The 26,833-nt window shown below is 71.9% G+C and carries 17 protein-coding genes; 9 read left to right on the forward strand and 8 right to left on the reverse strand.

All coding sequences use genetic code 11. The annotated features are described in order from the left end of the window. Positions 1–104: 104 nt before the first annotated feature. Positions 105–1,073 carry a siderophore ABC transporter substrate-binding protein gene (locus tag GD748_RS12025; protein WP_226921248.1) on the reverse strand — a complete coding sequence of 323 codons (969 nt, stop codon included), beginning with the start codon at positions 1,071–1,073 and terminating at the stop codon, positions 105–107. A 268-nt stretch (positions 1,074–1,341) separates the two neighbouring features. Then, positions 1,342–2,430, reverse strand: coding sequence for a lipid II:glycine glycyltransferase FemX (locus GD748_RS12030; protein ID WP_152195431.1), 1,089 nt, complete (start codon positions 2,428–2,430; stop codon positions 1,342–1,344). A gap of 169 nt (positions 2,431–2,599) precedes the next feature. On the opposite strand from GD748_RS12030, the gene GD748_RS12035 reads away from it, so the two are divergent. Then, on the forward strand, positions 2,600–3,679 hold the full coding sequence (locus tag GD748_RS12035) for a lipid II:glycine glycyltransferase FemX (protein ID WP_152195432.1): 1,080 nt from the start codon (positions 2,600–2,602) through the stop codon (positions 3,677–3,679). A gap of 99 nt (positions 3,680–3,778) precedes the next feature. On the opposite strand, the gene GD748_RS12040 is transcribed toward GD748_RS12035, so the two are convergent. Beyond that, positions 3,779–5,035: a carboxylate--amine ligase gene (locus GD748_RS12040; RefSeq protein WP_152195433.1), complete on the reverse strand. Its 1,257-nt coding sequence runs from the start codon at positions 5,033–5,035 to the stop codon at positions 3,779–3,781. 89 nt (positions 5,036–5,124) lie between these two features. Here GD748_RS12040 and GD748_RS12045 point away from each other — a divergent pair, with 89 nt between their 5' ends. The 3 genes from GD748_RS12045 to GD748_RS12055 all read left to right on the forward strand — a co-directional run bounded on the left by GD748_RS12045 (position 5,125) and on the right by GD748_RS12055 (position 9,550). After that, the gene (locus GD748_RS12045; RefSeq protein ID WP_152195434.1) at positions 5,125–5,709 is read left to right on the forward strand and encodes a DUF3000 domain-containing protein; all 585 of its coding nucleotides are present in this window, start codon (positions 5,125–5,127) and stop codon (positions 5,707–5,709) included. Between the two features lie 118 nt (positions 5,710–5,827). Beyond that, the gene (locus tag GD748_RS12050; RefSeq protein ID WP_452176690.1) at positions 5,828–7,120 is read left to right on the forward strand and encodes an HRDC domain-containing protein; all 1,293 of its coding nucleotides are present in this window, start codon (positions 5,828–5,830) and stop codon (positions 7,118–7,120) included. A 303-nt stretch (positions 7,121–7,423) separates the two neighbouring features. Next, complete coding sequence (locus GD748_RS12055) at positions 7,424–9,550, forward strand: 3-hydroxyacyl-CoA dehydrogenase NAD-binding domain-containing protein (RefSeq protein WP_152195436.1); 2,127 nt, start codon at positions 7,424–7,426, stop codon at positions 9,548–9,550. 177 nt (positions 9,551–9,727) lie between these two features. Here the strand turns inward: GD748_RS12055 and dxs are convergent, their stop codons facing one another. Both dxs and GD748_RS12065 read right to left on the reverse strand, forming a co-directional pair. Beyond that, complete coding sequence (gene dxs / locus GD748_RS12060; RefSeq protein WP_152195437.1) at positions 9,728–11,638, reverse strand: 1-deoxy-D-xylulose-5-phosphate synthase; 1,911 nt, start codon at positions 11,636–11,638, stop codon at positions 9,728–9,730. A 101-nt stretch (positions 11,639–11,739) separates the two neighbouring features. Continuing rightward, positions 11,740–13,788, reverse strand: a complete 2,049-nt coding sequence (locus GD748_RS12065; RefSeq protein ID WP_152195438.1) for a glycogen debranching N-terminal domain-containing protein — start codon at positions 13,786–13,788, stop codon at positions 11,740–11,742. A gap of 121 nt (positions 13,789–13,909) precedes the next feature. Here GD748_RS12065 and GD748_RS12070 point away from each other — a divergent pair, with 121 nt between their 5' ends. From GD748_RS12070 to GD748_RS12090, 5 genes are all read left to right on the forward strand, one after another. Continuing rightward, the gene (locus GD748_RS12070) at positions 13,910–14,950 is read left to right on the forward strand and encodes a LacI family DNA-binding transcriptional regulator (protein ID WP_152195439.1); all 1,041 of its coding nucleotides are present in this window, start codon (positions 13,910–13,912) and stop codon (positions 14,948–14,950) included. A 32-nt stretch (positions 14,951–14,982) separates the two neighbouring features. Beyond that, on the forward strand, positions 14,983–16,260 hold the full coding sequence (locus GD748_RS12075; protein ID WP_152195440.1) for a sugar ABC transporter substrate-binding protein: 1,278 nt from the start codon (positions 14,983–14,985) through the stop codon (positions 16,258–16,260). A gap of 28 nt (positions 16,261–16,288) precedes the next feature. After that, on the forward strand, positions 16,289–17,488 hold the full coding sequence (locus GD748_RS12080) for a carbohydrate ABC transporter permease (protein WP_152195441.1): 1,200 nt from the start codon (positions 16,289–16,291) through the stop codon (positions 17,486–17,488). Positions 17,489–17,550: 62 nt separating this feature from the next. Further along, positions 17,551–18,369, forward strand: coding sequence for a carbohydrate ABC transporter permease (locus tag GD748_RS12085; RefSeq protein WP_152195699.1), 819 nt, complete (start codon positions 17,551–17,553; stop codon positions 18,367–18,369). A 20-nt stretch (positions 18,370–18,389) separates the two neighbouring features. Continuing rightward, positions 18,390–20,429: an alpha/beta hydrolase family protein gene (locus GD748_RS12090; protein WP_152195442.1), complete on the forward strand. Its 2,040-nt coding sequence runs from the start codon at positions 18,390–18,392 to the stop codon at positions 20,427–20,429. A 57-nt stretch (positions 20,430–20,486) separates the two neighbouring features. Here GD748_RS12090 and GD748_RS12095 read toward each other — a convergent pair whose 3' ends face one another. The 3 genes from GD748_RS12095 to GD748_RS12105 form a co-directional block, all read right to left on the reverse strand. Beyond that, complete coding sequence (locus tag GD748_RS12095) at positions 20,487–22,238, reverse strand: HNH endonuclease signature motif containing protein (RefSeq protein ID WP_152195443.1); 1,752 nt, start codon at positions 22,236–22,238, stop codon at positions 20,487–20,489. 66 nt (positions 22,239–22,304) lie between these two features. Next, positions 22,305–23,585: a serpin family protein gene (locus GD748_RS12100; protein WP_152195444.1), complete on the reverse strand. Its 1,281-nt coding sequence runs from the start codon at positions 23,583–23,585 to the stop codon at positions 22,305–22,307. Positions 23,586–23,964: 379 nt separating this feature from the next. Beyond that, a complete protein-coding gene (locus GD748_RS12105; RefSeq protein WP_226921250.1) occupies positions 23,965–26,781 on the reverse strand; it encodes an aconitate hydratase in 2,817 nt (938 codons plus the stop codon). Between the last annotated feature and the right edge of the window lie 52 nt (positions 26,782–26,833).

Genomic DNA, 26,833 nt, shown 5'->3' on the forward strand with positions numbered 1-26,833 from the left:
GGACGGCGCCGGAGCCGGCCGGCGCTCCGCCGGCCCCGTCGACGTGCGAACGCCGGACGCGGGGGTGGAGACCCCGCGCCCGGCGACCGCGTGCGGCGTGGAGGTCACCGGCCCAGGGCCTCGCCGACCTCGTCGAGCATGGCGGGGACGTTGCTCAGCCCGTGCATGACGATGTACCAGCGCTCGCCGTCGAGGTAGACCACCTGGTCCTCCTGCCACGCGGTGGTCGCGCCGACGAGCTCGTTGTCCAGGATCTGCTCAGCGGCCTGGCCGGAGCCCTGGCCGATCGCGGCGTCGCGGTCGTTGACGAACAGCCAGTCGGGGTTCGCGTCGCGGACGAGCTCGAACGAGATGACCTCGCCGTGCGAGGCGGTGTCGACGTCGGTCTCCGCCTCGGTCACACCGAGCTGGGAGAAGATGATGCCGAAGCGCGAGTCGACGCCGTTCATCGTGACCTCGCCGCCGGAGGTCTGCAGGACCATCCCGGTGCCGGCGGCCTCGCCCAGCGGGCGGATCTCCTCGATCTGGCTCTCGATGCCTGCCAGCGCGTCGGCGACCTCGGCCTCCTTGCCGAAGATCTCACCGAGCATCGTGGCGCTCTCGCCGAAGTTCTCGACGTAGTCGCCGGTCCACTCGAACGTCGCGTCGACGGTCGGGTACGTCTCGGCGAGCTCGGGGTAGGCCGCGGCGGAGCGGAAGCCGACGATCACCAGGTCCGGGTCGAGCCGGGCCAGCGCCTCGTAGTCGGGCTCCTGGAGCGTGCCCACGTCGGTGTACTCGTCGGAGGAGTACTCGCTCAGGAAGGAGGGAACGCTCGCCTGCGGCAGCCCGGCGACCTCGACGCCCAGGGTGTCGAGGGTGTCGAGCACGCCCATGTCCAGGACGACGACCGTCTGCGGGTCGGCGGGCACCTCGGTGGTCCCCTGCGCGTGCTCGACGGTGACGGTGCCACCAGCAGCGGCCTCGTCGGTCGCGTCGTCGGTGGCTCCCGAGCTGGAACAGGCTGCGAGGACGGTGGCCAGGGCGAGGGTGCCGGCGGCTGCGGTGACGGTGCGGCGGGTGCTGAGGCGCACGAGGGCTCCAGGTGAGGAGTAGAAGGAAGGCTTACCTAACGAAGGCGAGCCTAACCGACATATACGAAAGAGTCACGTTCCGTAATTCGATGGTAAACGGTCTGAGCAGCGCGGAGGCGGTGCGCTGGTGGTGGTCTGCCGCACACGTGGCCCGGCTCCCTCCATACACCGCTCGGCTGCCCCCTTCCGCGCACCGCTGGGGCCACCCTGTTCCGCACACCGCTCGGCCGCGCCGTCCGCGCCGAGAAGCGGTGCGGACGGCTCTGCGTCACTCGTCGCGTTGCTCAGCGCCTCCCGTGCCCCGGAGCCGGCCGGCAAGCGTGCGCGCCCGGCCCGGTAGCTCCCGTGCCGTGGCGACCGCCCGCCGCTTGGCTGCCAGGGCCGCCACGAGCACGCCGTACCAGGTGGGATGGACGGGCACGTCCCACGCGCCGTCGACCTCGGTGACCTCCTCGGAGAACTTCGTCTTGAAGTCCCGCACGCCGGTGAGCTGGGGGGCCCGGTCGGAGTCGATGCCCATGAGGTCGAAGGTGTGCACCCCGCTCGCGCGCAGGGCGCACGTCATGTGCCAGACGAGCAGGTCGGCAGCGCCCGCCCGCCGCCCTTCGGCGTTCGAGGCGGCGTAGTAGTACGTGGCCCGCCCGTCGTTGACGGTGACGATGCCCCAGGCCAGGGCGCGCCCCTCACGACGGGTGACGAACAGCCGCGCGTGCTCGGGCCCGAGCGCCTCGAGCATGGTCCAGTAGTGCTCCTCGGCGGAGATGCCGAAGCGGTCGCGCCCGCTGGTCTCGACCAGGAGCTGGTAGAGCTCGGAGAACGCGGACCGGTCCAGCCCGGTCTCCTCGCCCGCGGTGAGGGACGTCTCGCGCAGCGCCTTGCGCACGTCGCGCCGGCCGCGCTTCTTCATCGAGGCGAGGATCTCCTCCTCCTCGCGACCGAGGTCCAGCACCACCGTGCGGTCGTAGGTGACCGTCTGCAGCAGCTCGCGCAGGTCCGGTGCGCGGTGCCGGGCGTGCAGCCGGACGAAGACGACCTTCGGCTCCGCGGCCCGCACGGCGGCGACGAGCGCGCGGCGCAGTGCGAGCTCGAGCTCCGCCGTCGGCTCCACCAGCCAGACCGGCCCGTGCTTGGCCCAGAGGAACGTGAACCCCCGGCCGGTGAAGTGGGTGAGCGCGATCACGGCGGTCGGCACGCCGTCCAGACGCCAGACCAGCCGGCGCCACGGGCGGCGCCCGGGGACGGCGTCGTCCATGCGGTCCCAGGCGGGTGACTGCTCGACCGGGACGGTGACGCCTGCAGCGGCGGCGAGCCGGTCGAGCTCGGCGGCGTCGACCGGGGTGATCTGAGAGCTTCTCACGCGGTTCCTCCTCGGGGTCTGCCCCCAGCGTAAGGACTGTGGCGGCCGGCTCCCGCCGGGCGTGCTCGCTGAGCACCGGCGCGCCCGGTCCGTGCGGCCCGCCGGGTGGGCCGGGAGCGCCCTGGTTACGATCGAGGCTGCCCTGCCCCAGCCATCCCGAGGTGAGACCGTGGTCCTGAAGCTCAGTCCCGTCGACGACGCGCGGTACCGCGTGGTCACCGCGGGCGCTCCTATGCCGATCGAGCAGACGGTGGACTGGGACCGCTACGACCGCACGGTGGCCGGTCGGGAGCCGTGGGGCCGGCTCGTGCTGGAGGAGGACGGTGAGGCCGTCGCCGCCGTGTCATTCGCCAAGGTCGACCTGGTGCCGGGCGCGCACTTCCTGTGGGCGAAGTTCGGTCCGGTCTGGCTCGTCGAGCCCACCGCGGAGCGTGAGCGCGCCCTGCGCGACCTGCTGGTCGGTGCGCTGCGTCGGGCCGAGCCGTCGGTCGTCTTCGTGCGGCTGCACACCCGCCACGGTGCGACGGACCTGCGCCCGGTGATGCAGGGCATCACCTTCGACTCGACGGTGATCGTCGACCTCGACCGCTCCGAGGACGAGATCATGGCCGGGATGAAGAAGCGCGGGCGGCGCGACGTGCGCAAGGCGCAGCGCGACGAGTCGCTCGTCGTCACCGAGGAGACCGGGCTGGACCGGGCCGCGTTCGACGAGCTCTACGCGATCTTCCACGAGACAGGCGAGCGTGCCGACTTCGGCATCTATCCCGCTGCCCGCTACTTCGACATGATCTCGCTCGTCGGACCCGAGCTCATGCGCATGTTCGTGGTACGCCGCGACGGCCGTGCGCTGGCGTGGGCGCAGGTCAACGTGGTCGGCTCGCACGCCACCTACTCGATCGGGGCGTCCGGGCACGAGGCGCGCACGGCGTGCGCGCCGGACCTGCTGCAGTGGGAGATCATGACCCGGCTGCGCGCCGAGGGCGTGCGCACCTACGACCTCGGTGGCGTGGGCTCGGACGAGTTCCCCGGCCTCGCCGGCCTGACGATGTTCAAGACGAAGTTCGACCCGGAGATCGTGCCGGCCGCCGCCGCGCGCGACCTGCCGGTGCGTCCGGGGCTCTACACCATCCTCGCCAAGGGACGGGACCTGAAGAACGCCGCGCGGCGCGCGCTGGCGGGCCTGCGCGGCGCGGACGAGCGCCCCGAGGAGCCCGAGACGACGGCGGAGCCCGGCTCGGCAGCGAGCTGAGCCCACCGGCAGCCGGCTGAGACGTCTCGCTCGGCGGGGGGACGGCCGGCTCGGCAGGGTGGCCGTGAGTCTTGGCGGAAGGCCCGACGGCCCCGGGCCTCAGAAGCCCGAGCTCGTCGGGCGTGGGTAGTGCCGGGCCAGGGCGAGGAGCTGGTTGACGGCGGCCTGCCGGCGGTAGAGCCAGCGGCGCAGGTTCCGGTCCGGCGCATAGCGCAGCGGGTGCACCGGGCGCCGCCGGGCGAGCACCGCGAGGACCTCGCGCAGCAGCGCCCGGTCTCGCACGTACCACCCGATGGTCGCCGTCGGCACGAACCCGAACACGCCCCGGCGCCGGGCGACGGCCGGTGTGAGCGCGCGGCCGTCCACCAGGTCCGAGACCATCGCGCGCACAGGATTCAGCCCTCCGACGTTGACGTAGTAATTCCCCCGGCCGATGCGTGGGTTGAGGTCGAGGAACTTCGCGACGCCGTCGCGGGGGTCGATCTTGACGTCCAGGCTGACGAAGCCGCGTAGTCCCACCGCCTCGACGAGCCGGCGCGCCTGGTCGATGAGCTCGGGGTTCTCCTTGACGAAGATGATCCCGGCGTTTCCGATGAAGCCCGGCTGGTGCAGACCGAGCAGGACCACGCCCGAGGCCGCCACCGTCATGGTCCCGGACCGGTCGACGTAGCCGTTGACCACCCAGCTCGTCGTGTCGTCCCCGGGGACCAGCTCCTGGGCGAGCATGACGCCGTCGAAACCGCCGTCGCGCACCAGACGCATGGCGGCCAGGGCGGCCTCGACGTCGTCGACCGGGTAGGCCTTCTTCCGCCCGGGGAAGAAGAGCGTGCCGTAGACCGTGCCACCGTCGACCGGCTTGAGGATCGCAGGGAACGGCACGTCGGCGAGCCGCTCCCGCCAGACCTGCTCGTCCGCCGTCGTCTCGAGGGGGACGGAGAGCGGCGTGCCGATGCCCAGCGAGCTCGCCACCTCGCCCAGGTGGGCCTTGTCCGACGCGCCACGGACCGCCTCGGTGGTGGCCAGCGGCACGAGGTAGTGACGCTCGAGCCGCTCGCGGTGGCGCAGCACCATCTCGACGTCCTGGTCCATGTTGACCATCAGCACCAGACGGCGGCCGGCGTTCTCCTCGGCGATGCGTATCAGCGTGGCGACCATCAGCTCCTCGTCGAGCGTGCCGCCCTCCCCCACGTAGACGTTGTCGATGATCGAGGAGTGGTCGATTGGCCCGCGGGACTGCCCGGACACCACCACCGAGCGCACACCGAAGGCCTCGTGGAACGAGCGGGCGATGGAGTAGACACCGATGTCGGTCCCCAGGATGACGGGTAGCAGCTCCGTCCGGGGGCTGTGCGGCACGGTCTCTCCTTCGGCTGGCGGGCGGGCTGCACCCACGGTACTCGGCGCGCCCCCACCCGCACGGGGCGCGCGCGACCTAGCCTGGGTACGTGAGAGCGGACGGGCCGGTGGCACCACCGGACTTCGAGGATGCGCTGCTGAGTCTGCGCGGTCACCGCCTGCGCCCCGAGCTGCACCTCGAGGAGGTGCCGGCGCCGACGCGGATCGCGCCGTACGCGCTGGCGCTGACCGCCGAGGTCAACGCCTCCCCGCGGACGATGGACCCCGAGTCCTTCCTCGGGTCCGGCCGCTTCGTGGTGCTGCACGACCCCGAGGGGCAGGACGCCTGGCACGGCACGTTCCGCGTGATCGTGCTCGCGAAGGCCAAGCTCGAGGAGGAGATGGGCTCAGACCCCCTGCTCGGCGAGGTCGGCTGGGCATGGCTGACCGACTCCCTGGTGGAGGCGGGTGCGGGCTTCCACAACCTCTCCGGCACCGTGACCCGGGTGCTCTCGGAGACCTTCGGCGGTCTCGAGCTGCGGGGCGGCGAGGTCGAGATCGAGATCAGGGCCTCCTGGACGCCCACCACCACGGACCTCGGGCCGCACCTGACCGCGTGGGCGGCACTGGCGTGCACCGCCGCCGGTCTCGAGCCGCTCCCCGAGAATGTCAGCTCCCTCACCCGTCGGCGCTGAGCGCGGCGCGGGCGCCAGGAGCCTTCCGGGTCGTACGGTGGAGGCCGTGCCAGCCACCGCCGACGCCGACCCTGCCAACGGGACAGACGCGCCCCCCGCCACGAACGCGCCCGAGGAGCTGCCCCCCGCGGCCGCGCACGGAGCGCCCGCCGCACCGGCCGGGCACGAAGCGCTCGCCGCACCGGCCTCGGACGGAGCGCCCGCCGCACCGGCGACGCAGCCGCTGACGGTCCCGGCCGACGGCGTCCCCCCGGTCACCGCCACCCCCGACGAGCTCGACGCCGTGGTCGCGGCGCTGCGGGCGTCCGGCGGGCCGATCGCCGTGGACGCCGAGCGGGCCTCTGGCTTCCGCTACGGCCAGAGCGCGTACCTGGTGCAGCTACGTCGCGCCGGCGCCGGCACGGTGCTGCTCGACCCCGTGCCTCTGGACGACCTGACCGCGCTGGCCGAGGTGGTGAACCCCGCGGAATGGGTGCTGCACGCCGCCGACCAGGACCTGCCTTGCCTGCGGGAGCTGGGACTGACCCCGGCCGCGCTCTTCGACACCGAGCTCGCCTCACGGCTGCTGGGCAGCGAGCGGGTCGGTCTCGCCGCCGTCATCGCCGAGAACCTCGGCTACGCCCTGGCGAAGGAGCACTCCGCGGCCGACTGGTCCACCCGTCCGCTGCCTGAGTCGTGGTTGCGGTACGCGGCGCTGGACGTCGAGCTCCTGCTGGAGCTGCGCGACGTGCTGACCGCGCGCCTGGAGCAGGCGGGCAAGCTGGAGTGGGCGCTGGAGGAGTTCGAGCACGTGCGGACCGCCCCGCCGGCCGAGCCGCGGGTCGACCCGTGGCGACGCACGGCCGGCCTGCAGAACGTGCGCAGCCCGCGCGGCCTCGCCGTCGCCCGCGAGGTCTGGCTGGCGCGCGAGGACCTCGCCCGACGGCGCGACCGCTCTCCCGGCCGGGTGCTGCCCGCCGCCGCGATCGTCGCCGCGGCCCAGGCTCAGCCCAGTTCCGTCGAGGAGCTGGTGAAGGTGCGTGAGTTCGGTGGAAAGGGCACACGCCGGCACGCCGCCTACTGGCAGGCCGCCGTGAGCCGGGCGCTCGCCCTGCCCGAGTCCGAGCTCCCACCGCGGCGGGCACCCCACGCGCCGGGCGAGCTGCCGCCGCCACGGTCGTGGGCGGAACGGAACCCCGAGGCCGCGGAGCGCCTGGACGTGGTGCGCGCCAGCGTGCGAGCGCTGGCCGAGGAGAACGCGCTCCCCCAGGAGAACCTGCTCTCTCCCCGGGTACAGCGCAGGCTCGCCTGGGAGGTCAAGCCGCGCCCGAGCACCGGCCATGTCACCGACCGTCTCCTGGCGCTCGGCGCCCGGCAGTGGCAGGTCGGCGTCGTGGCGGAGCCGCTCACGCAGGCGTTGCGCACGGTCTGACCGTCGTGCAGCGCCCGAGGCGCACGTGCCGGGCGCAGGCGCCCACCGGGATCCTTATGGCGCAGGCGCATCGGCCCCCTGTAGCACAGGGGCATCGGCCCCGTATGGCACAGGGCATCGGCCCCCCTATGGCACAGGCGTTATCGGCCCCCATCGCACGGGCGCCGTCGGCCCCCGCACGGCACAGGCGTCATCGGGACCTCTGGCCGACCGAGACCACGGGGCGCCGCAGGCGGCTCCCGCCCGGTAGGCTCGGCACAGGTATCTGATACCGACAGTGTCGTCTATCTGGTTGGAGATCCCGTGCCCGCTGCATCCACCGCCCCGTACGCCGAGCGCGTCACCGGGGTCCACCCGACCGACGTGGAGGTTCCAGGTCTGGGCACCGTCCTCGTGCTCACCCTCGCCCCGGAGGACGGGTCGGAGCGGCCGTGCACGCTCGGTCCGGCCGGTCTGGCCAACGTCGCGCGGGCCGTGGCCGACGCCGGGGCGCGAGCGGCGTCGTCGGAGGTTGCGGCCGTCGTCCTTACCGGCACCGGGCGCACCTTCCTCGCCGGGGCGGACCTCCACCTCATCCGCTCCGCCGACCACGCCGCGCAGGTGCGCGAGCTGGCGGAGGGGGGTCACGAGGTGGTCGCCGCGATCGCCGACCTCCCGGTACCCACGCTGGCGCACCTGAACGGCTCAGCGCTGGGTGGCGGGCTCGAGCTCGCGCTCGCGTGCGACTACCGGACCGCCGTCGCCGGGGTGCGCGCGATCGGTCTGCCGGAGACCTACCTCGGGCTCCTGCCCGGCTGGGGCGGGTGCACCACCCTGCCGCGGCTCGTCGGACCGGACACCGCGCTGACCGTCATCGTGGACAACCCCGCGAGGAACAACCGCCTGCTGGCGGCGGCCACGGCCCAGGAGGCAGGACTCGTCGACGCGGTGCTCGACGTCGACGGCGGACCCGCCGCCGCCGTCGACTGGCTGCGCCGGGTGGTGACCGGTGAGGTGGCCGTCGAGCGGTCGAGCGGTGACTTCACCGACGAGGAGTGGCTGGCCGCCGTCGAGGCCCGGCACCCGCTGGCCGAGGCGAAGGCCGCCGGCGGTGCCCCCGCGCCCGCGCGGGCGCTGAAGACCGTCGCGGCGTCCCGCACGCGGACCCGGGCCGAGTCCTTCGCGGTCGAGGACGACGCACTCGTCGACCTGGTGATGACGGACCAGCTCCGTGCCGGGCTGTACGCCTTCGACCTGCTGACCCGGCGCGCGAAGCGCCCGGCCGGCCGGCCGGTGGACGTCGGACCGCGCGAGATCGGATCCGTCGGCGTGGCGGGCGCGGGGCTGATGGCCGGACAGCTGGCCCTGCTCCTCGCCCGCTCGCTCCGCGTACCGGTCACCATGCGCGACCTCGACGACGAACGCGCCGAGCGTGGCCTAGCCGCGGTGCACGCCCAGATCGACCACGCCGTGACGCGGGGACAGCTGCGGCCGGCGGAGGCCGAGCAGCTCAGGCCGCTCCTGAGGGTGACCACGCAGCTCGCCGACCTGGCCGGGACCGACCTCGTGGTCGAGGCGGTCTTCGAGGAGCCGGCGGTCAAGCAGCAGGTGTTCGCCGAGCTCGAGCAGGTCGTCGGCCCTCAGACGGTGCTCGCGACCAACACCTCGGCACTCTCGGTCAGCGACATGGCCGAGCACCTGGCCCATCCCGAGCGGGTGGTCGGCCTGCACTTCTTCAACCCGGTCGCGCAGATGCCGCTGGTGGAGGTGGTGCGCGCCGCCCGCACCGACGACGAGACCTACGCGACGGCGTTCGCGGTCGCCGAGGCGTGCCGCAAGAGCGCCGTCGCGGTCGCCGACGCCCCGGGGTTCGTGGTCAACCGGCTCCTCGTACGGCTGCTCGGTGAGGTGCTCGGCGCCCTCGAGGAGGGCACCACCGTCGCGGACGCCGACGCCGCACTGGTGCCCATGGGGCTGCCGATGGGGCCCTTCCAGCTGCTCCAGCTCGTCGGCCCGGCGGTGGCCGAGCACGTGCTCGTCACCCTCAGGGAGAACCTGGGCGAGCGGTACCCCGACTCCCCCGGCCTCGCTCGGGTGGTGGCCGAGTGCCGGTCCTTCGTGCTCGGCGAGGGCCGTCCCTCGGCGACCTCGCCGGTCGACCCGGCCGTCGCCGAGCTCTTCGGTTCCCGGCCGCTGGCCGAGCCGCGGGACGCGGCGGGGCTGCTCGCCAGGGTGCAGAAGGCTCTCGCCGAGGAGACCTCGCTGCTGCTCGGCGAGGGCGTGGTCGGTGACGTCGGGGACGTCGACCTGGCGATGATGCTCGGTGCCGGCTGGCCGCTGCACCTGGGCGGCCTCAGCCCGTACCTGGACCGAACCGGGGCGGCCGAGGACGTCACCGGCAGCCGGTTCCACGAGCCGGGCGTGGCGAGCCTGCCGGTCGACGCGACGTAGGGAGCGGCTCCTCGCGGGCGTGATCCGCGACAAGAGTGCGCCGCCCGTGGACCAGGTGTGGAACGTCCGTCAGGGAGTCCTGACGGATCTTCCACATACTGCGAGGGCAGGCGGGACCGGGCAGACCCGCGAGGCAGGCGCGGACCCGGAGGCGATCGGCGGTCGGGCGCAGCGCCCTCAGTGTTCGGTGGGCAGCGACGTGGGCTCGGTCGTGCGGACGAGAGCCGCGACGGCCGACGCCGTCTCCCGGGCGATGTCCTGCCCACGCAGGTGGAAGGCCTCCACCAGCTGAGTACGGGACGCGTGCTCGAGGAACCGCAGCGGCACGCCGTGGCAGCGGACGGGCACGTCGGTGCCGGCCGCCGCAAGGGCGTCACGCAGCGCCGACCCGACGCCGTTGCTCGCCAGCCCGTCCTCGACGGTGACGACCAGGTCGTGCTGGCGGGCGAGGTGGAGCAGGTCCGCGCTGACGGGCAGCACCCAGCGCGGGTCGACGACCGTCGAGCCGATCCCCTGGGCGTCCAGCGCCGTGCCGACCTCGACGGCGGTGTGCGCCATGGGGCCGACGCCGATGACGAGGACGCGCGGGACGCCGCCGTGCCGGGCGAGGACGTCGACGCTCCCCTGGCGTGCGACTGCGGGCAGGGCGTCGGGCAGCGCACCCTTGGGGTAGCGCACGACGGTGGGTGCGTCGTCGATCGCGACGGCCTCGCGCAGCTCGGCACGCAGCGTGTCCTCGTCACGCGGGGCGGCGAGGCGCAGGCTCGGGACCGTGCGCAGCAGTGCCATGTCCCACATGCCGTTGTGCGAGGCGCCGTCGTCGCCGGTCAGGCCGGCACGGTCGAGCACGAAGGTGACGCCGGCACGGTGCAGCGCCACGTCCATGAGCACCTGGTCGATCCCGCGGTTGAGGAACGTGGCGTACAGGGCGATGACCGGGTGCAGCCCGGCGAAGGCCATGCCGGCAGCCGACGTGACGGCGTGCTGCTCCGCGATGCCGACGTCGAAGACCCGGTCGGGGAACTCCTCCGCGAACGGCGCGAGCCCGACCGGCGCGAGCATGGCGGCCGTGATGGCGACGACGTCGCTGCGCCGTCGTCCGATCTCGACGATCTCCTCCGCGAACACCGACGTCCAGCCGAACCTCGACGGCGCGACGGGCAGGCCCGTCTCGGGATGGATGACGCCGACGGCGTGGAAGCGGTCCGCGACGTCGGTCTCGGCGGGCGTGTAGCCGCGGCCCTTCTCGGTGATGGCGTGGACGATGACCGGTCCGCCGAAGGCCTTGGCCCGCGAGAGCGCGACCTCCATGGCGGCGATGTCGTGGCCGTCGACGGGGCCGATGTACTTGATGCCCAGCCCCTCGAAGAGCCCCTGCGGCGCGATGACGTCCTTGAGCCCCTTCTTCATGCCGTGCAGGGCGTCGAAGGCCATCCGGCCGGGCGGGCCCGAGCGCTGCAGCGTCCGCTTGCCCCAGTCGAGGACCTTCTCGTAGTGCGGGGTCGTGCGAAGCGCGTCGAGGTGGTTGGCGAGCCCGCCGATGGTCGGTGCGTAGGAGCGCCCGTTGTCGTTGACGACGATCACGAGCGAGCGGTCCTGGCCGTCGGCGATGTTGTTGAGGGCCTCCCAGGCCATGCCGCCGGTGAGGGCGCCGTCCCCGATGACCGCCACCACGCTGCGATCGCCCAGGCCGCGGAGCTGGTTCGCCTTGGCGATGCCGTCGGCCCAGCTCAGTGCGGTGGAGGCGTGGGAGTTCTCGACGACGTCGTGGTCGGACTCGGTGCGCGAGGGATAGCCGGACAGGCCGCCGCGGCGACGAAGCTCGGTGAAGTCCTGACGCCCGGTCAGCAGCTTGTGCACGTAGGCCTGGTGGCCGGTGTCGAAAACGACGTGCTCGGCCGGGGAGTCGAAGACGCGGTGGACGGCGATGGTCAGCTCGACCACACCGAGGTTCGGACCCATGTGGCCGCCCGTGCGCGCGACGGACGTGACCAGGAAGTCGCGGATCTCCTTGGCCAGCACCTCGAGCTCCGCCGTCGACATCCGGCGCAGATCGGCCGGGCGACGGATGCGCTCCAGGTGACTCATGCTGCTTCCTCCCTCGCGCGCACCCGGGTCGGTGCGCCAGCGCCCCACTCTAGAACGCCGGAAGAACGGGTGCAGTCCGGGCAGGCGGGCCGGCGTGGCGGTCAGGCGCCGATGCTGCGCAGCCCCGCGGCGGAGCGGGGGGTGAGCCGACCGCCGTCGTCCCGCGTGAGGTCGAGGGCGGCCCCGCCCGCCCGCAGGCCCTCCACGGCCAGCCCACGACCGAGCGCGCCGGGGACGGGACGGACGCTGACCGTGCCCGCGGGCACGTCGACGTCCAGGCCGAGCGCCGTCGAGAGGACGACGACGGCGGAGGCGGCCGACCACGCCTGCGGCCGGCACGCCGCCGGGTACGGCACCGCGGCGGGAACCGTGCCGCGGGCGTCTCCGGCGAAGAGCTCAGGCAGCCGGAAGTCGAAGTCCGCGGCTGCCTCCAGCAGCGCGGCCCCGAGGCGACCGGCCTCCTCGGCGAAGCCTGCCCGGGCCATCGAGGAGATGACGATCGCGGTGTCGTGCGGCCACACGGCGCCACCGTGGTACCGCAGCGGCCAGTACCCGCCGGAGCGTTCGGACAGGGTCCGCAGGCCGTAGCCGGAGCTCATCGACGGTTCCGTCAGGCGCCGCACCACACGCTCCTCCTCGTCGTGGCTCAGCAGCCCGGTACCGAGCAGGTGCCCGACGTTCGACGTCAGGGAGTCGACCGCGCGTTTGCGGCCGTCGAGGGCGATGGCCGGGTAGTCGCCGTCGTCGTCCGCCACCCAGAAGGCCGCGCGGAAGCGCTCGGCCAGAGAGGCCGCCCAGTCGCGCCACCGCTGGGCGCCGGGACGTCCGAAGTGGTCCAGGAGCGCGGCGCCGCCCACGGCCGCCTCGTGGGCGTACCCCTGCACCTCGCAGAGCGCGATCGTTCCCTCGGCCAGCGTGCCGTCGCGCCACTGGACGGAGTCGCCGGAGTCTTTCCAGCCCTGGTTCGCCAGGCCGGTGCCCGACTCGTCCACGTACTCGAGGAAGCCGTCTCCGTCCGCGTCCCCGTGCTCCGCCATCCAGGCGAGGGCGGCCTCGAGGTGCGGGAGCAGCGCCGCGACCTCGTCCTCCGGCATCCCCCACCTCCAGGCGTCGTGCAGGAGGCACACCCACAGCGGGGTGGCGTCGATCGTGCCGTAGTACGTGGGAGGCAGGACGGTGCGCTCGTCGACGACGAGCGCGGCGCGACGGACCTCGTGCAGGATCTTGCCCGGTTGCTCCGCGCTGGCCGGGTCGGTCCTGGTGCCCTGGGCCGCGGCGAGCGTGCGCAGCGTCCCGGCTGCCAGCTCCGTGCCGAGCGGGAGCAGCATGCGGGCCGCCCAGATGGAGTCCCTGCCGAAGAGGGTGAAGAACCATGGCGCGCCGGCGGCGAGGAACGTGTCTTCGGGTGACAGGTCGGACGTCATCCGCAGGGCGGAAAGGTCGGCGAGGCTCTGGTCCACCCATGCCGGGAGCCGCCGGTCGGTGGCGGTGACGGTCGGCACCGACCACTCCGGCCGGACGGCGGCCGGTTGCCGGACCACGCTCGCGGGATCGGTGACGGTGAGAGTCCAGCCGACCGCTGCCGGGCGGCCGGCGCTCGCGACGACGTCCCAGCGCAGTACCGGAGACGTGACCGTGCCGACCACCTGCGCGCCGTCGACGACGACGGTAGTTGTGATGCCGTCGGGGCCGGTCCAGGTCACCTGCGTGGGCGAGATGTCGGCGGGTTCCTCCTGGCTCGGCAGACCCTGCTTCACCGTCTCCAGGGTCGCCATGTCGCTGCCGAGCGAGAGCTCGAGCCTTGCCCGCACCGGTTCCGCCGTCGCGGCCGAGAGGACGATGTCCTCGACGACGGCACCTGGCTCCACCCGACGGCGCCGCACGACCCGGGTCGTGGGGTCGGCGCCAGGTCCGTCGACCGCCCGGGCCGCAGCGACCACGACCAGGCCGTCGGCGCCCTCGCTGCCGCCGGACAGGTGCTCGGGCTCCTCGCCGCCGACCGTGAGCAGCGCGCGGGACAGGACCCGGACGTCTGCGTGCATCACACCGTGCACCCCGGAGCCACGAAGCTGGCCGTCCGCACCGGACCACACCTGGGTCGGTGCCTGGAGGCAGACGAGAAGGTCGTGGAGGAAAGGCTGTCGAGCCATGGCTGTCTCCGTATCCGTTCCGTGATCTGCGGCGCTTGACAGCAAGTGTGACCTGGCGCACTCTTACCGTAGATTGGATCGATCCAAAACGAAAGTGCCACGGCGCCGGGAGGTGATCGACATGCCTGTCGACTCGCGCGCGACGCTGTCCACCGTCGCCCACCGCGCGGGGGTCTCGCGCCAGACGGTGTCGAACGCGATGAACTCTCCCGAGATGCTTCGGCCGGAGACGCTCGCGCGCGTCCAGCAGGCGATCGCCGAGCTCGGCTACCGCCCGTCGCGTGCAGCCAAAGCACTGCGGACGGGTGCAGCGCGGGCCATCGGGCTAGCCCTGCCCCCCAAGGCTGAGACGGGAGCGGGTGGCGTGGGAGACCGGTTCCTGCACGCAGTGGCGACCGCTGCGCGGAACCGCGGATACCGCATCTTGCTCCTGGCCGCCTCGTCGGACGACGACGAGCTCGACCAGTACGAAGAGGTCCTCGCGGCCCGGGAGATCGAGTCCGTCCTCCTGACCGGCACGCACCACGGCGACCCGCGCACCGCGTGGCTGAGCAGAGAGGGCGTCTCCTTCGTCACGTTCGGGCGGCCCTGGGGGGCCCAGGAGGAAGGGACCACGCACGCGTGGGTAGACGTCGACGGTGCTGCCGGCACCGACGTGGCCGTGACCCACCTCGCCGCCCTCGGCCACACCAGGATCGGATTCGTCGGCTGGCCGGCGGGCTCCGGTGTCGGGGACGACCGGCGTGCGGGGTGGTTGCGGGCGGTGCACCGGCTGCGCCTGGCGCCGGCCGAGCAACCGTCCGCCTGGGTCGCGCGCACCGACAACGACGTCCGTGATGCCCGGTCGGCCGCCGCGACGCTCATCGCCGAGCGCAGCGCCACCGCCGTCGTGTGCGTCTCGGACACGGTCGCCCTGGGGGCGCTGCGAGCTGCGTCGGAGCACCCGCACACGGTTGCCGTGGCGGGCTTCGACGACACCCCCGTTGCGGCCGCCGTGGGACTGACGAGTCTGGCCCAACCGCTGGAGGTGGCGGCGGAGAGTGCCGTCGCCCTCCTACTCGACGAGCGTCCGGCAGGCACGACTCCGCCCCCGACCCACATCCTGCTCGACCCCGACCTCCAGGTCCGGGAGTCCACCGGTTCGAGGGTCGCCACCGCCTGAAGCGGCCGGCCCACCACGCGAAGGAGAGATCGATGTCCACGAAACGTCCCAGTGGCCGCCGCTACGGCGTCCTGGTGCTTGTCGGCGCCATCACAGTGGCGCTCAGCGCGTGCGGTGGTGGATCCGGCTTCGACGACGGCGGGGACACCGCCGGTACGGACGGCGGCTCCGAGGGTGGTTCCGGCAGCCTCGATGTGCTCATTGCCTCCAGCGGCGATGCCGAGACCCAAGCGGTCGAGGAGGCGGTGGCCGCCTGGTCCGAGGAGTCGGGCACGGAGGCGAGCGTCAACGTGGCGGCGGACCTCCCGCAGCAGCTGAGCCAGGGCTTCGCCGCAGGCTCGCCGCCCGACGTCTTCTACGTCAGCACCGACCACTTCCCCGGATACGCCGCGAACGGTTCCCTCGAGCCGTATGCCGACCAGCTGGAGAACGTCGACGACTTCTACCCCGAGCTCGTCAACTCCTTCACCTTCGAGGACCAGCTCTACTGCGCACCCAAGGACTTCTCCACGCTCGCGCTGATCATCAACGACGAGGCGTGGTCAGCGGCGGGACTCACCGAGGACGACTACCCCACGACCTGGGAGGAGCTTGCCGAGGTGGCGGCGACGTTGACCACAGACACTCAGGTCGGACTCTCGTTCGGGCCGGAGTGGCAGCGGATCGGTGTGTTCATGGCGCAGGCCGGCGGCGGACTGGTCTCGGAGGACGGCTCGGAGGCCGTCGTGGACAGCCCGGAGAACGCCGAGGCGCTGACCTTCGTGAAGGAGCAGCTGACGGCAGGCAACGTGAAGTACCCGTCCGAGGTCGGAACCGGCTGGGGCGGCGAGGCCTTCGGCACGGCAGCCGCAGCCATGACGATCGAGGGCAACTGGATCACCGGCGCCATGCAGAACGACTTCCCGGACGTCGGCTACACGGCCGTCTCGCTCCCGGAGGGCCCAGCCGGTCCGGGGACGCTGCAGTTCACCAACTGCTGGGGCATCGCCGCCGACTCGCAGAACAAGGAAGCGGCCGTCGCGCTGGTCGAACATCTGACCACCACCGAGCAGCAGCTGGAGTTCGCCCGGGCCTTCGGTGTGATGCCGTCCGTGCAGTCCGCGGCCGACAGCTACCTGGAGGAGTTCCCGGAGATGGAGGCGTTCCTCAGCGGGGTCGACTATGCCCAGGGTGTGCCGCCGATCGACGGGGTGGCGGCCGTCGTCAGCGACTTCAACGCGCAGCTCGAGGGGCTCGCGGGCGCCGAGCCGCAGGCGATCCTGACATCGGTGCAGTCGTCGATGTCCGCAGCCGTCGCCGAGGCGAGCTGAGCCGGCCGACCAGGGAGAGGCCGGAATCATGACGGCGACAGACGTCGTGGGGCGCGCCCCGGCGCCCAGGCGGCGGAAGAGCGCCGTGCGCGGCAGCGAGCCGGTGGCCGGATGGATCTTCATCGCGCCGATGCTCGTCATCCTCGGCCTCTTCCTGGTCCTGCCCATCGGCATGGCGCTGTGGGTGAGCGTCTCCGACTGGCAGGGCCGGGGCAGCCCGTTCGCCGGCGGGGCGAGCTTCGTCGGCACGCAGAACTACCAGGAGCTGCTGAGCGGAGGCGGGCTGGCGCAGCGTGACTTCGCCACGTCGCTGCGGAACAACCTGTACTACGTGGCACTGGTCGTGCCCGTCCAGACCGCGGTGGCGCTCGGGCTCGCGATGCTGGTCAACCGGAAGGTCCTCAGGGGCAGGGGGTTCTTCCGGACAGCGTTCTACTTCCCGTCCGTGACGAGCTCGGTGGCCATCACCGTGCTCTTCCTGTTCCTGTTCAGCGCCTCCGGCGCCGTGAACAAGCTCCTCAGCTACCTCTCCATCACGGGACCGAACTGGTTCAACGACCCCCGCGGTGTGCTCCACATCCTGCTCGCAGCGGTCGGTGTGGACGCTGCACCCGCCGGGCTCCAGGCCGCACCGTTCCTGGGCATCAGCTGGTGGCAGTGGCTCGCCGGACCGTCGGTGGCGATGTCGGTGTTCATCATCATGGCGATCTTCACCACCTCCGGGACGTTCATGCTGCTGTTCATCGCAGCGCTCCAGAACATCTCCGGCGAGGTCGACGAGGCGGCGATGATGGACGGCGCCAACGCCTGGCAGCGGTTCTGGCACGTCACGCTGCCGATGCTCAGGCCGACAGTGTTCACCGTGGTCACCCTCGGTCTGATCGGCACCTGGCAGGTGTTCGACCAGATCTACACGGGCACCCAGGGCGGCCCCGGGAAGACGACGCTCACGCCGGCGTACCTGTCCTACCAGACCTCCTTCGAGGGCCAGAACTGGGGGGAGGGTGCTGCCATCGCCTTCATCCTGTTCGCGATCATCGTCGTGCTGACGATCTTCCAGCGGCTGCTCCTGAGCGATCGTGACTCACGGCCGTGGCGGCGACGGCGACGGCGGCGCCCGGTGGTGGCCGGCGGTGCAGCGGCTGCTACCGGAGCGCCGGGCTCGGTGGGAACCGCGAGCGACGTGCCAGCCGCGGGACCTGACGATCGACCACGGAGGCAGTCGTGAGCACGACACAGACGGCACGGCCGGCGGCGAACCGTCCGCGTCGCACCCCCGAGCGGAAGCGCATGATCGCGACGTCGCTGACTTACGCCGTCCTGGTGAGTCTGGCGATCGTCTACATCTATCCCTTCCTGGTGGAGGTGGCGACGTCCTTCAAGAGCAACGCCGAGGCGGCGCAGAACCCGCTCTCCCTCGTCCCCCAGACGGCCACCACCGCGGCGTACGAGCGCCTGTTCCAGAACTCCGACTTCCCGCTGTGGTTCGGCAACTCCGTCATCGTCACGGTCCTGGTCACGCTCGGTCGGGTGTTCTTCAACTCCCTTGCCGGCTACGCGTTGGCCCGCCTCCGGTTCCCGGGCCGGAGCCTGATCTTCGCGGGGCTCGTGGCGGTCATGGCGGTGCCGACCGTTGTGCTGCTCATCCCGAAGTTCCTCGTGATCAACCAGCTGGGCATCTACGACACCTACGCGGCTCTCGTGCTGCCCCTCCTGGTGGATGCGGCCGGGATCTTCATCATGAAGAACTTCTTCGAGTCGATCCCGCCCAGCGTCGAGGAGGCGGCCCGCATCGACGGGGCCGGCGTGTTCCGGACCTTCTGGTCGATCGTGCTGCCGATGGCGACCCCCGCCGTCGTGACGATCATCATCCTGTCCTTCCAGGGCTCGTGGAACGAGCTGTCCCACTTCATCGTCGCCTCGCAGAGCCAGGAGCTCTTCACCCTGACCAAGGGCGTGGCCCAGCTCAGCTCCGGCGCACTCAGTCAGGGGTCGCAGTACCCGATCAAGCTCGCCGCCGCCGCGCTCATGACCATTCCCGTGGCAGTGCTGTTCTTCATCTTCCAGAAGCGGCTGATGAATGTCGGGGAGGGGGCGGTCAAGGGCTGAACGCCCATAGGGTGACGACCATGATCGATGACCGTGGCGCAGAGCCATTGCCCTGCGGCACCTGGCCGTCGCCGGTGCTCGCGCAGACCCTCACCGAGCGTGCGGTGTCGCTGTCGCTGCCGCAGATCGACGGGGCGCACGTGTACTGGCTCGAGGGACGGCCCGAGGAGGGTGGTCGGACGGCACTGGTGTGCCGCTCGGCGGACGGTGAGCCCGCCGACGTCGTCGCGACCATGCCCGACGGCTCACCCGCCGACGTCCGATCGCGAGTCCACGAGTACGGCGGCGCCGCCTACACGGTCCTCGCCGGGACCGTCGTGTTCTCGCACGGCGGTGACGGCCGCCTGTACCGGCTCGAGACCGGCCGTGGCGGTGGTCGGCACGCCGGTCCCCCGTCGGACCCGGAACCCGTTGGTCTCACGCCCGAGGCGCAGTGGCGGTTCGCGGACCCGGTCATCGACGTCACGCGTGGCGTCGTCTACGCCGTGCGCGAGGACCACAGCTCGGCGGCCGACGGTGGCGAGCCGGTGAACGAGCTGGTGTCGGTCCCGCTCGACGGCTCGGCCGCGGACGACGTCTCACGGGTCACCGCTCTGGTCACTGGCCATGACTTCGTGACCTCGCCGGTCCTGAACGAGGACGCGACGCGGCTGGCGTGGATCACCTGGGAGCACCCGCACATGCCCTGGACGAGCTCGCGGCTGCACGTCGGTGCGCTCACCACGGAGGGCACGCTCGCGGACGAGGAGGTCATCGCCGGTGGTGACGGCGTCAGCGTCGCCCAGCCGGTGTGGACACCTGGCGGCGACCTCCTGCACGTCGATGACTCCTCCGGCTGGTGGAACCTCTACCGCACCGAGGGGGTCGGGCCCGGTCGGGACGGTCCGCCGCGCAGCCGGGACCTGCACCCGAGCGAGATGGAGTTCACGCCGCCACAGTGGCGCCTCGGCCCGCGCACGGTGGCGGTGCTCGACGAGGACCACGTCGTCTGCAGCTGGACGAGCGAGGGCCGCTGGCACATGGGGACGGTGCGGCTGGCCAACGGTGAGCTCGAGGAGTGGCACACCGGCTGGGAGCCCGTCGGAGACATCGCCGCTTCCGGAGGACGCGTCGTCCTGGTGGCGGCCACTCCGACCAGGACGCCTGCCATCGTGGAGATCGATCTCGAGGCACGTGACGTCGGCGTGCTCAAGGAGAGCTGCGCGGTGCGTCTCGACGACGGCGACGTGTCGCCCGCCCGGCCGATCTCCTGGTCATCGACCGACGGCGCCGAGGCGCATGGCTTCTTCTACGCGCCCCGCTCGTCCCGGTTCGTCGGACCCGAGGACGAGCTTCCGCCGCTCATCGTGATGACCCACGGCGGACCGACGTCTGCGACGCTCGGCGTGCTCTCGCTCGGCGTGCAGTTCTGGACGAGCCGGGGTTTTGCGGTCCTGGACGTCAACTACGGCGGGTCCACCGGGTACGGCCGCGCCTACCGGGAACGCCTCGACGGCGTGTGGGGCGTCGTCGACGTCGCTGACTGCGCGAGCGGCGCCGAGCATCTCGCGGCTTCAGGAATGGTGGACCGGAGACGGATGGCCATCCGCGGCGGGAGCGCGGGCGGGTTCACGACACTGGCCGCACTGGCTTTCACGGATGTGTTCACGGCGGGCGCGAGCCTGTACGGGATCGGTGACCTGGCGGCTCTCGCCCGTGACACGCACAAGTTCGAGTCGCGCTACCTGGAGGGCCTGGTCGGCCCCTACCCCGAGGCCGAGGAGGTGTATCGCGAGCGGTCACCCGTGCACCACACCGACCGGCTCTCGGCGCCGCTGGTGCTGCTCCAGGGCTCCGACGACAAGGTCGTGCCACCCAACCAGGCGGAGCAGATGGCCGAGGCCGTTCGCTCGAAGGGCCTGCCAGTCGCTGTGGTGATGTTCGAGGGCGAAGCGCACGGCTTCCGCAGGGCGGAGAACATCCAGGCAGCCGTGCTCGCCGAGCTCAGCTTCTACGCCCAGGTGTGGGGCTTCGAGCCGGCCGGTGACGTCCCGCGACTCGCAGTAGAGAACCTCGCGTAACCGCACGGGCGCCCTCGTCGGGGTGGGTGCGCATGCTGAGGGGGAGCAACCGGCTGCTCAGAACGGCGGGGTGTCGTCAGCGCTCTGCTGGGGGTCGGGTGGGCTGGCGCCGCCGCTGTTTCCGCCGCCGGTGCCGCTGGTCCCGCCGGCACCGTTCCGGCGGCTCCCGGCGCCGCCGCTGCCCCGGCCGCCGGCTCCACCACCACCTGGACCGCCGCCACCTCCGCCACCTCCGCCGCCTGCGGCGCCACCGCGGGTGGGTGTGCCGGGGATGGGTTCGGGTCGGCGTCGGTAGGTGTGCCCGGTGGGTGCGGTCCAGACGATCGACCCGTCCGCAGCCCGCCTCGCGCCCCACTTCTTGTTCGTCTTGAGGTTGTGATGGCGCCGGCACAGCGGGTGGAGGTTGACCTCGGTGGTCTGCGCGATCCGCGCCGCACACGCCGGGTCGTAAGCGACGATGTGGTCCAGGTCGCAGCACACCGCCGGCTGGCGGCACCCCGGGAAAGTACACGTCACATCCCGGGCGACGATCGTGCGGGTCAGGTCCGCGCCGGGGCGGTACTTCTTCGTCCCCAGGGCACGGAACTGGCCATCGGCATCGGTGAACAACGCCCGCCACGTCCCGTCCTGCGCGATCTGCCGGGCCAGGTCGGCCGGGATCGGCCCGTACCCACCCAGCATGCCCGGCTCGTCATCAACACCCAGCAGGGTCCCGGCCCCGACGGTGACCTGCACCGACACACCCGCGGTGCCTGTGCGGGTGGGCAGAGGCTGGCCGGTGAGGTCGACGCCCTTGGCGGCCAGGGCGGTGAAGACGTCCACGAACGCATCCGCCCGCACCTGGTCCAGGGACCTGGGGTCGATGTCCTTGTTCCCTTTCGCGGCCTTGGCGACCGCGTCCAAGATGGTGCGGACCCGGGCGGCGTCCTCGGCGCGCACGTACGCGCTGATCCAGGCCATCGCGTCCGGGGCCGGGTCGAAGACCACCCGCCGGTCCGCGTGCTCCGCCACCCGACGTTTCGCTCCCGCGTCGGGGTCGATGGTCAGCGCGGCCTTGCGCAGCCTCGCCTTGAGCGCGGTCCCGGACAGCTCACCGGCCTGGTCCAGCAGCTCGTCCACGGCCTTGCGGTGGTCCTCGATGCTCATCCCCGGCTCCCGCGAGGACAGGATCCCGGCCTTCTTGGTGTCGATGGTCCCGGTCGTCAACGCGTCGGCGACCTTGGGGAACAGGCACAACCCGGAAGCGAAGTGGACCTTCGCCTCCCCCGCCTTGGTCGTGGTGCCCAGGCGGGCGCCGATCTCCGCACCGGCCTCGGTCAACGCGTTCGAGCCGCTCCCGCGCCGGTCGGTCAGCTCCGCGACGAACCTGGCCTGGGCCGACATCGCCCACGACGCCAGACGCTCGAACCCCGCGATCGCCTCCACAAGTTCTTGCTCGCCGACCCCGGCGGGCTCGAGCGCATCCAGCACGTGCGCCAGGACCGGACCCCCGGACTGGTCCTCCAAGAACCGGGCGGCGACCGAGACAAGCCCGTGCGGCGACCTCCGTGCATCGACCTCGTCAGGGTCCAGGACCATCGACTCCAGCTCCCACACCCCCGGCGGCCGAGCGAAGTCCACCCCGGACCCGCCGGCCGTGCAGCCGGTCACCGTCACACGCCCGGCGTCCACGCACACCACGCCGGCCGCCCGACGATAAGACGCCACCCGTCCACGCACACACGCCTCGAGCGGCGAGAACTCCACGGCGGCGCTCGGCCCGTCGACCGGTGCACCACCGGCCGACCCCGACACCTCGTCCTCGAGCATGTCTCAAACACTAGTTCGGGCCACTGACATCTGACCCAGGCTCGGACACGGGCATGCTTTCCCGCGTCAGCCGCGGGGGTCCTGGACCGCACCGAGGAACAGCGGCCAACCCGTCTCGATGTGCACGACTCGGATCGCGAAGGGCCTGTCAACCGTCATCTCGACGGGCTCGGTCGGTTCGGGAGCGGCACCCGCCTCGGCCCCGATCTCGGTCACCGCGGCCGCGACGGTGCCTTCCTCATCCATCGTCAGGGTCGCCTGGTGCGCGACCGCGGAGACGAACAGGTCCGGCGCGATGCCGGTCAGGTCGGCGCGTCCGAACGTGAAGAGGCTGGTCAGACCCAGGGCCTCGAGCGGTTCGAGCAACGATGTGGAGGTGGCCATGTCGACCTTCGGCAGAGCAAGCAGCACCTCGCTCTGCTGCGGCGTGGCGAACGCCGCATCGAGCGTCGCCCAGTCGTCGGCAGTCAGCTCCGTCGGCGCAGTCCCCTCGGTCGGCAGGACGACGTCCATGGCGAAAGCCTCCGTGTAGGGCAGCCGCACGGCCTGCCACGGGCCGTCATCGGCGTAGACCATGTCTCCCCGACGGACCATCGTGGCGAGCTCGATCTCGTCACCCGTTCCGAGCGTGAAGGGCAGGTCTCGGGTCATGCCCGCCTCGAAGGGAGCCTCCCAGCGGGCGGCGAGCACCACGGCGTTCTGGAGCACGAGATACAGGTCGGGATCGGGCCTGATGGCGGAGGCCTCGACCCGACCACCGGTGTGCTTCCGCACCCACGCGTCGAGCGCCGCCTTCCCGCTCGCATCCGAGAGCTCGGCGACCCTGACGCCCGCGTCGTACCCAGCGGCGAGCCGGTCGAGGAACTCGTCCTCGACGGTCCTGTCCTCGTCGACCACGATCCCGTTGGCCAGGTGCAGCAGCGGGACGTCGGGCAGGTCGTCGTCATCGACGTCCGGGGCACCGTCGTACTCCTGCATGGCCGACTGGAGCGCGTTGAAGGCATCGGTGCGGTCCTGACCGGCAGCGCCGAGCAGGCGGTCGAGCTCAGCGGCGCTGTCGCCCCGCGCCCCCTCGGCGAGCATCGACAGCGCAACGGCGACCGACGCCGGCGAGATCAGCTGGTTCTCGGTCGAGTCCGGGGCGAGCAGACCGACACCGAGCGCGGTGGTCGCCTCGACCACTGACACCACGTCCGATGTCTCTGACAACACCACGGCGTCGCGCTCGACATCGGAGCGCAGCTCGACCCCGGCGTCCGCAGCGGCACATGCGCCAAGCACGACGGCGACCACGACGCCCGTCGCCACGGTTGCCCTGCGACGACGGCGGCCCGCACCAGGTCCCATGGCCAGACTCTATGAGTCGCTGCGCCGCCTGGCCCCGGTTCATGGGTCACGATCGGGCAACGGGCGGGACGACGGTGGTGCCGTGGTGCCGAGGACGTCCGCCGGAGCAGTGCCGACGACGACGTCCCCTTGGGCCGTGCCGACGACGACATCCCCTCGAGCCGTGCCGCCGACGACGTCCGCTCCGGCCGTGCTGCCGACGACGTCGCTCGAGCGGTGCCGACGATCTCCCCTCGAGCTGTGCCGACGACGTCCGCCCGGGCCGCGCCGACGACGTCCGCCCGAGCGTGATGCCGGCAGCGTCCGAACGGCCGCCGGCCCCGCCCACACGAAGGTGGACGGGGCCGGCAGCGGCGCGGTGCGCCGTCGTCATGGTTCGTCAGGCGGCGACGAGCTGACGCAGCACGTACTGCAGGATTCCGCCGTTGCGGAAGTAGTCCGCCTCGCCGGGGGTGTCGATGCGCACGACGGCGTCGAACTCGACGACGCTGCCGTCGGTCTTGGTGGCCGTGACCTTGACGGTGCTCGGCGTGGTCCCCTCGTTCATGGCGGTCACACCGGTGATGTCGAAGGTCTCCGTGCCGTCCAGCCCGAGGGACTCGGCGTTCTGGCCTGCCGGGTACTGCAGCGGCAGGACGCCCATGCCGATGAGGTTCGAGCGGTGGATGCGCTCGAAGCTCTCGGTGATGACGGCCTTGACGCCCAGCAGTGCGGTGCCCTTCGCGGCCCAGTCGCGCGAGGAGCCCGAGCCGTACTCCTTGCCGCCGAGGATGACCAGCGGAACACCGGCCTCGGCGTACGCCTCGGCGGCGTCGAAGATGGTCTGCTGCTCACCGGTCAGCAGGTTCTTGGTGAAGCCGCCCTCGACGCCGTCGAGCAGCTGGTTGCGCAGCCGGATGTTGGCGAAGGTGCCGCGGATCATGACCTCGTGGTTCCCGCGGCGCGAGCCGTAGGAGTTGAAGTCGCGGCGGGCCACGCCGTGCTCGGCCAGGTACTTCCCGGCCGGGCTGTCGGGCTTGATCGAGCCGGCCGGCGAGATGTGGTCCGTGGTGACCGAGTCCCCCAGCTTGGCCAGCACCCGGGTGCCGGTGATGTCCTCGACCGGCGTGAGCTCGAGCTTCATGCCCTCGAAGTACGGGGGCTTGCGCACGTAGGTGGAGTCGTCCTGCCAGTCGAAGATGTCGCCCTCCGGGGTCTCCAGGGCGCGCCACCGGTGGTCGCCGGCGAAGACGTCGGAGTAATCCTCGGTGAACATGTCCCGGTCGATGGAGGAGCGGATCGTGGCCTCGACGTCGGCCGGCGAGGGCCAGATGTCGCGCAGGAACACGTCGGCCCCGTCCTTGTCCTGCCCGAGCGGCTCCGTCTCGAAGTCGAAGTCCATCGTCCCGGCCAGGCCGTAGGCGATGACCAGCGGCGGGGACGCCAGGTAGTTCATCTTCACGTCCGGGTTGATCCGGCCCTCGAAGTTCCGGTTGCCGGACAGGACCGAGGCGACGGCGAGGTCGTGGGTGTTGACGGCCTCGGAGACCTGCTCGGGCAGCGGCCCGGAGTTGCCGATGCACGTGGTGCAGCCGTAACCGACCAGGTGGTAGCCCAGGTTCTCCAGGTACGGCCACAGGCCGGCCTTGTCGTAGTAACCCGTCACGACCTTCGATCCGGGTGCCATCGAGGTCTTGACCCACGGCTTGACCTTCAGGCCCTTCTCGACGGCGTTCTTCGCCAGCAGCCCGGCGGCCATCATCACCGACGGGTTGGAGGTGTTGGTGCACGAGGTGATGGAGGAGATGACGACGGCGCCGTGGTCGAGCGTCGTCTCCCGCCCGTCCTCCATGGTCACCGGCACGTTCGCGTGCGGGCGCCGGTACCCGGCAGGCGCCGCCTCGGAGTGCGTGGGCTGCCCGGCCGCCGCGGACTCCTCGAGCGCGTCGTGGGACGGCGAGTCCGAGGCCGGGAAGGTCTGCATGAGCTCCTGGTCGACGGCGCTCTTGGCGATGCCGTGGCCGTTGAGGACGTAGTTCTTCAGGTCGTTGACGAACTGGTCCTTGGACTCGGTCAGCGCGATCCGGTCCTGGGGGCGCTTCGGGCCGGCGATCGACGGCACGACCGTGGACAGGTCGAGCTCGAGGTACTCGGAGAAGGCGGCCTCCTTCGAGGGGTCGTGCCACAGGCCCTGCTCCTTGGCGTAGGCCTCGACGAGCTCGACCTCGTCATCGGCGCGGCCGGTGAGCCGGAGGTAGTCCAGGGTGACCTGGTCGATCGGGAAGATCGCGGCGGTGGAGCCGAACTCTGGGCTCATGTTGCCGATGGTGGCGCGGTTGGCCAGCGGGACCGCTGCGACGCCCTCGCCGTAGAACTCGACGAACTTCCCGACGACTCCGTGCTCGCGGAGCTTCTCGGTGATCGTCAGCACGACGTCGGTGGCCGTGGCGCCCGACGGGATGGAGCCGGAGAGCTTGAAGCCCACGACCCGCGGGATGAGCATGGAGACGGGCTGGCCGAGCATGGCCGCCTCGGCCTCGATGCCGCCGACGCCCCAGCCGAGCACCCCGAGGCCGTTGACCATGGTGGTGTGCGAGTCGGTGCCGACGCAGGTGTCGGGGTAGGCGCGGGTGACGCCGTCGACGTCACGGGTCATGACGGTGCGGGCGAGGTACTCGAGGTTGACCTGGTGCACGATGCCGGTGCCCGGGGGGACGACCTTGAAGTCGTCGAACGCCGACTGGCCCCACCGCAGGAACTGGTAGCGCTCCCGGTTGCGGCCGTACTCGAACTCGACGTTGCGCTCGAAGGCGTCCTCGCGGCCGAAGACGTCGATGACGACGGAGTGGTCGATGACGAGCTCGGCCGGGGCGAGCGGGTTGATCTTGTCCGGGCTGCCGCCGAGCTCGGCGACGGCCTCGCGCATGGTGGCGAGGTCGACGACGCAGGGCACACCGGTGAAGTCCTGCATGACGACGCGTGCCGGGGTGAACTGGATCTCCGTGCTCGGCTCGGAGTCCGGCACCCACTCGGCCAGTGCGCGCACATGGTCGGCAGTGACGTTCTTGCCGTCCTCGGTACGCAGCAGGTTCTCCGCGAGGATCTTCAGGCTGTACGGGAGGCGGTCCAGGCCCTCGACCGCCGACAGGCGGAAGATCTCGTAGCTCTTCCCGCCGACGTCGAGCGTTCCTCTGGACTTGAAGCTGTCTGTACTCACATGTGCTCCTCGGCTCGTGCTGACCTTCGGGCGCGGCGGCGCGACCGGCGCC

Origin of the sequence: Georgenia subflava, assembly GCF_009193155.1 — a bacterium.
GTDB classification, from domain to species: domain Bacteria; phylum Actinomycetota; class Actinomycetes; order Actinomycetales; family Actinomycetaceae; genus Georgenia; species Georgenia subflava.

Bases quoted from the DNA above. Each gene is read 5' to 3' on its own strand.
- GD748_RS12065 (WP_152195438.1), bottom strand. From the start codon at position 13,788: ATGGCTCGACAGCCTTTCCTCCACGACCTTCTCGTCTGCCTCCAGGCA.
- GD748_RS12075 (WP_152195440.1), top strand. From the start codon at position 14,983: ATGTCCACGAAACGTCCCAGTGGCCGCCGCTACGGCGTCCTGGTGCTT.
- GD748_RS12080 (WP_152195441.1), top strand. From the start codon at position 16,289: ATGACGGCGACAGACGTCGTGGGGCGCGCCCCGGCGCCCAGGCGGCGG.
- GD748_RS12100 (WP_152195444.1), bottom strand. From the start codon at position 23,585: ATGGGACCTGGTGCGGGCCGCCGTCGTCGCAGGGCAACCGTGGCGACG.
- GD748_RS12095 (WP_152195443.1), bottom strand. From the start codon at position 22,238: ATGCTCGAGGACGAGGTGTCGGGGTCGGCCGGTGGTGCACCGGTCGAC.
- GD748_RS12085 (WP_152195699.1), top strand. From the start codon at position 17,551: ATGATCGCGACGTCGCTGACTTACGCCGTCCTGGTGAGTCTGGCGATC.
- GD748_RS12070 (WP_152195439.1), top strand. From the start codon at position 13,910: ATGCCTGTCGACTCGCGCGCGACGCTGTCCACCGTCGCCCACCGCGCG.
- GD748_RS12090 (WP_152195442.1), top strand. From the start codon at position 18,390: ATGATCGATGACCGTGGCGCAGAGCCATTGCCCTGCGGCACCTGGCCG.
- dxs (WP_152195437.1), bottom strand. From the start codon at position 11,638: ATGAGTCACCTGGAGCGCATCCGTCGCCCGGCCGATCTGCGCCGGATG.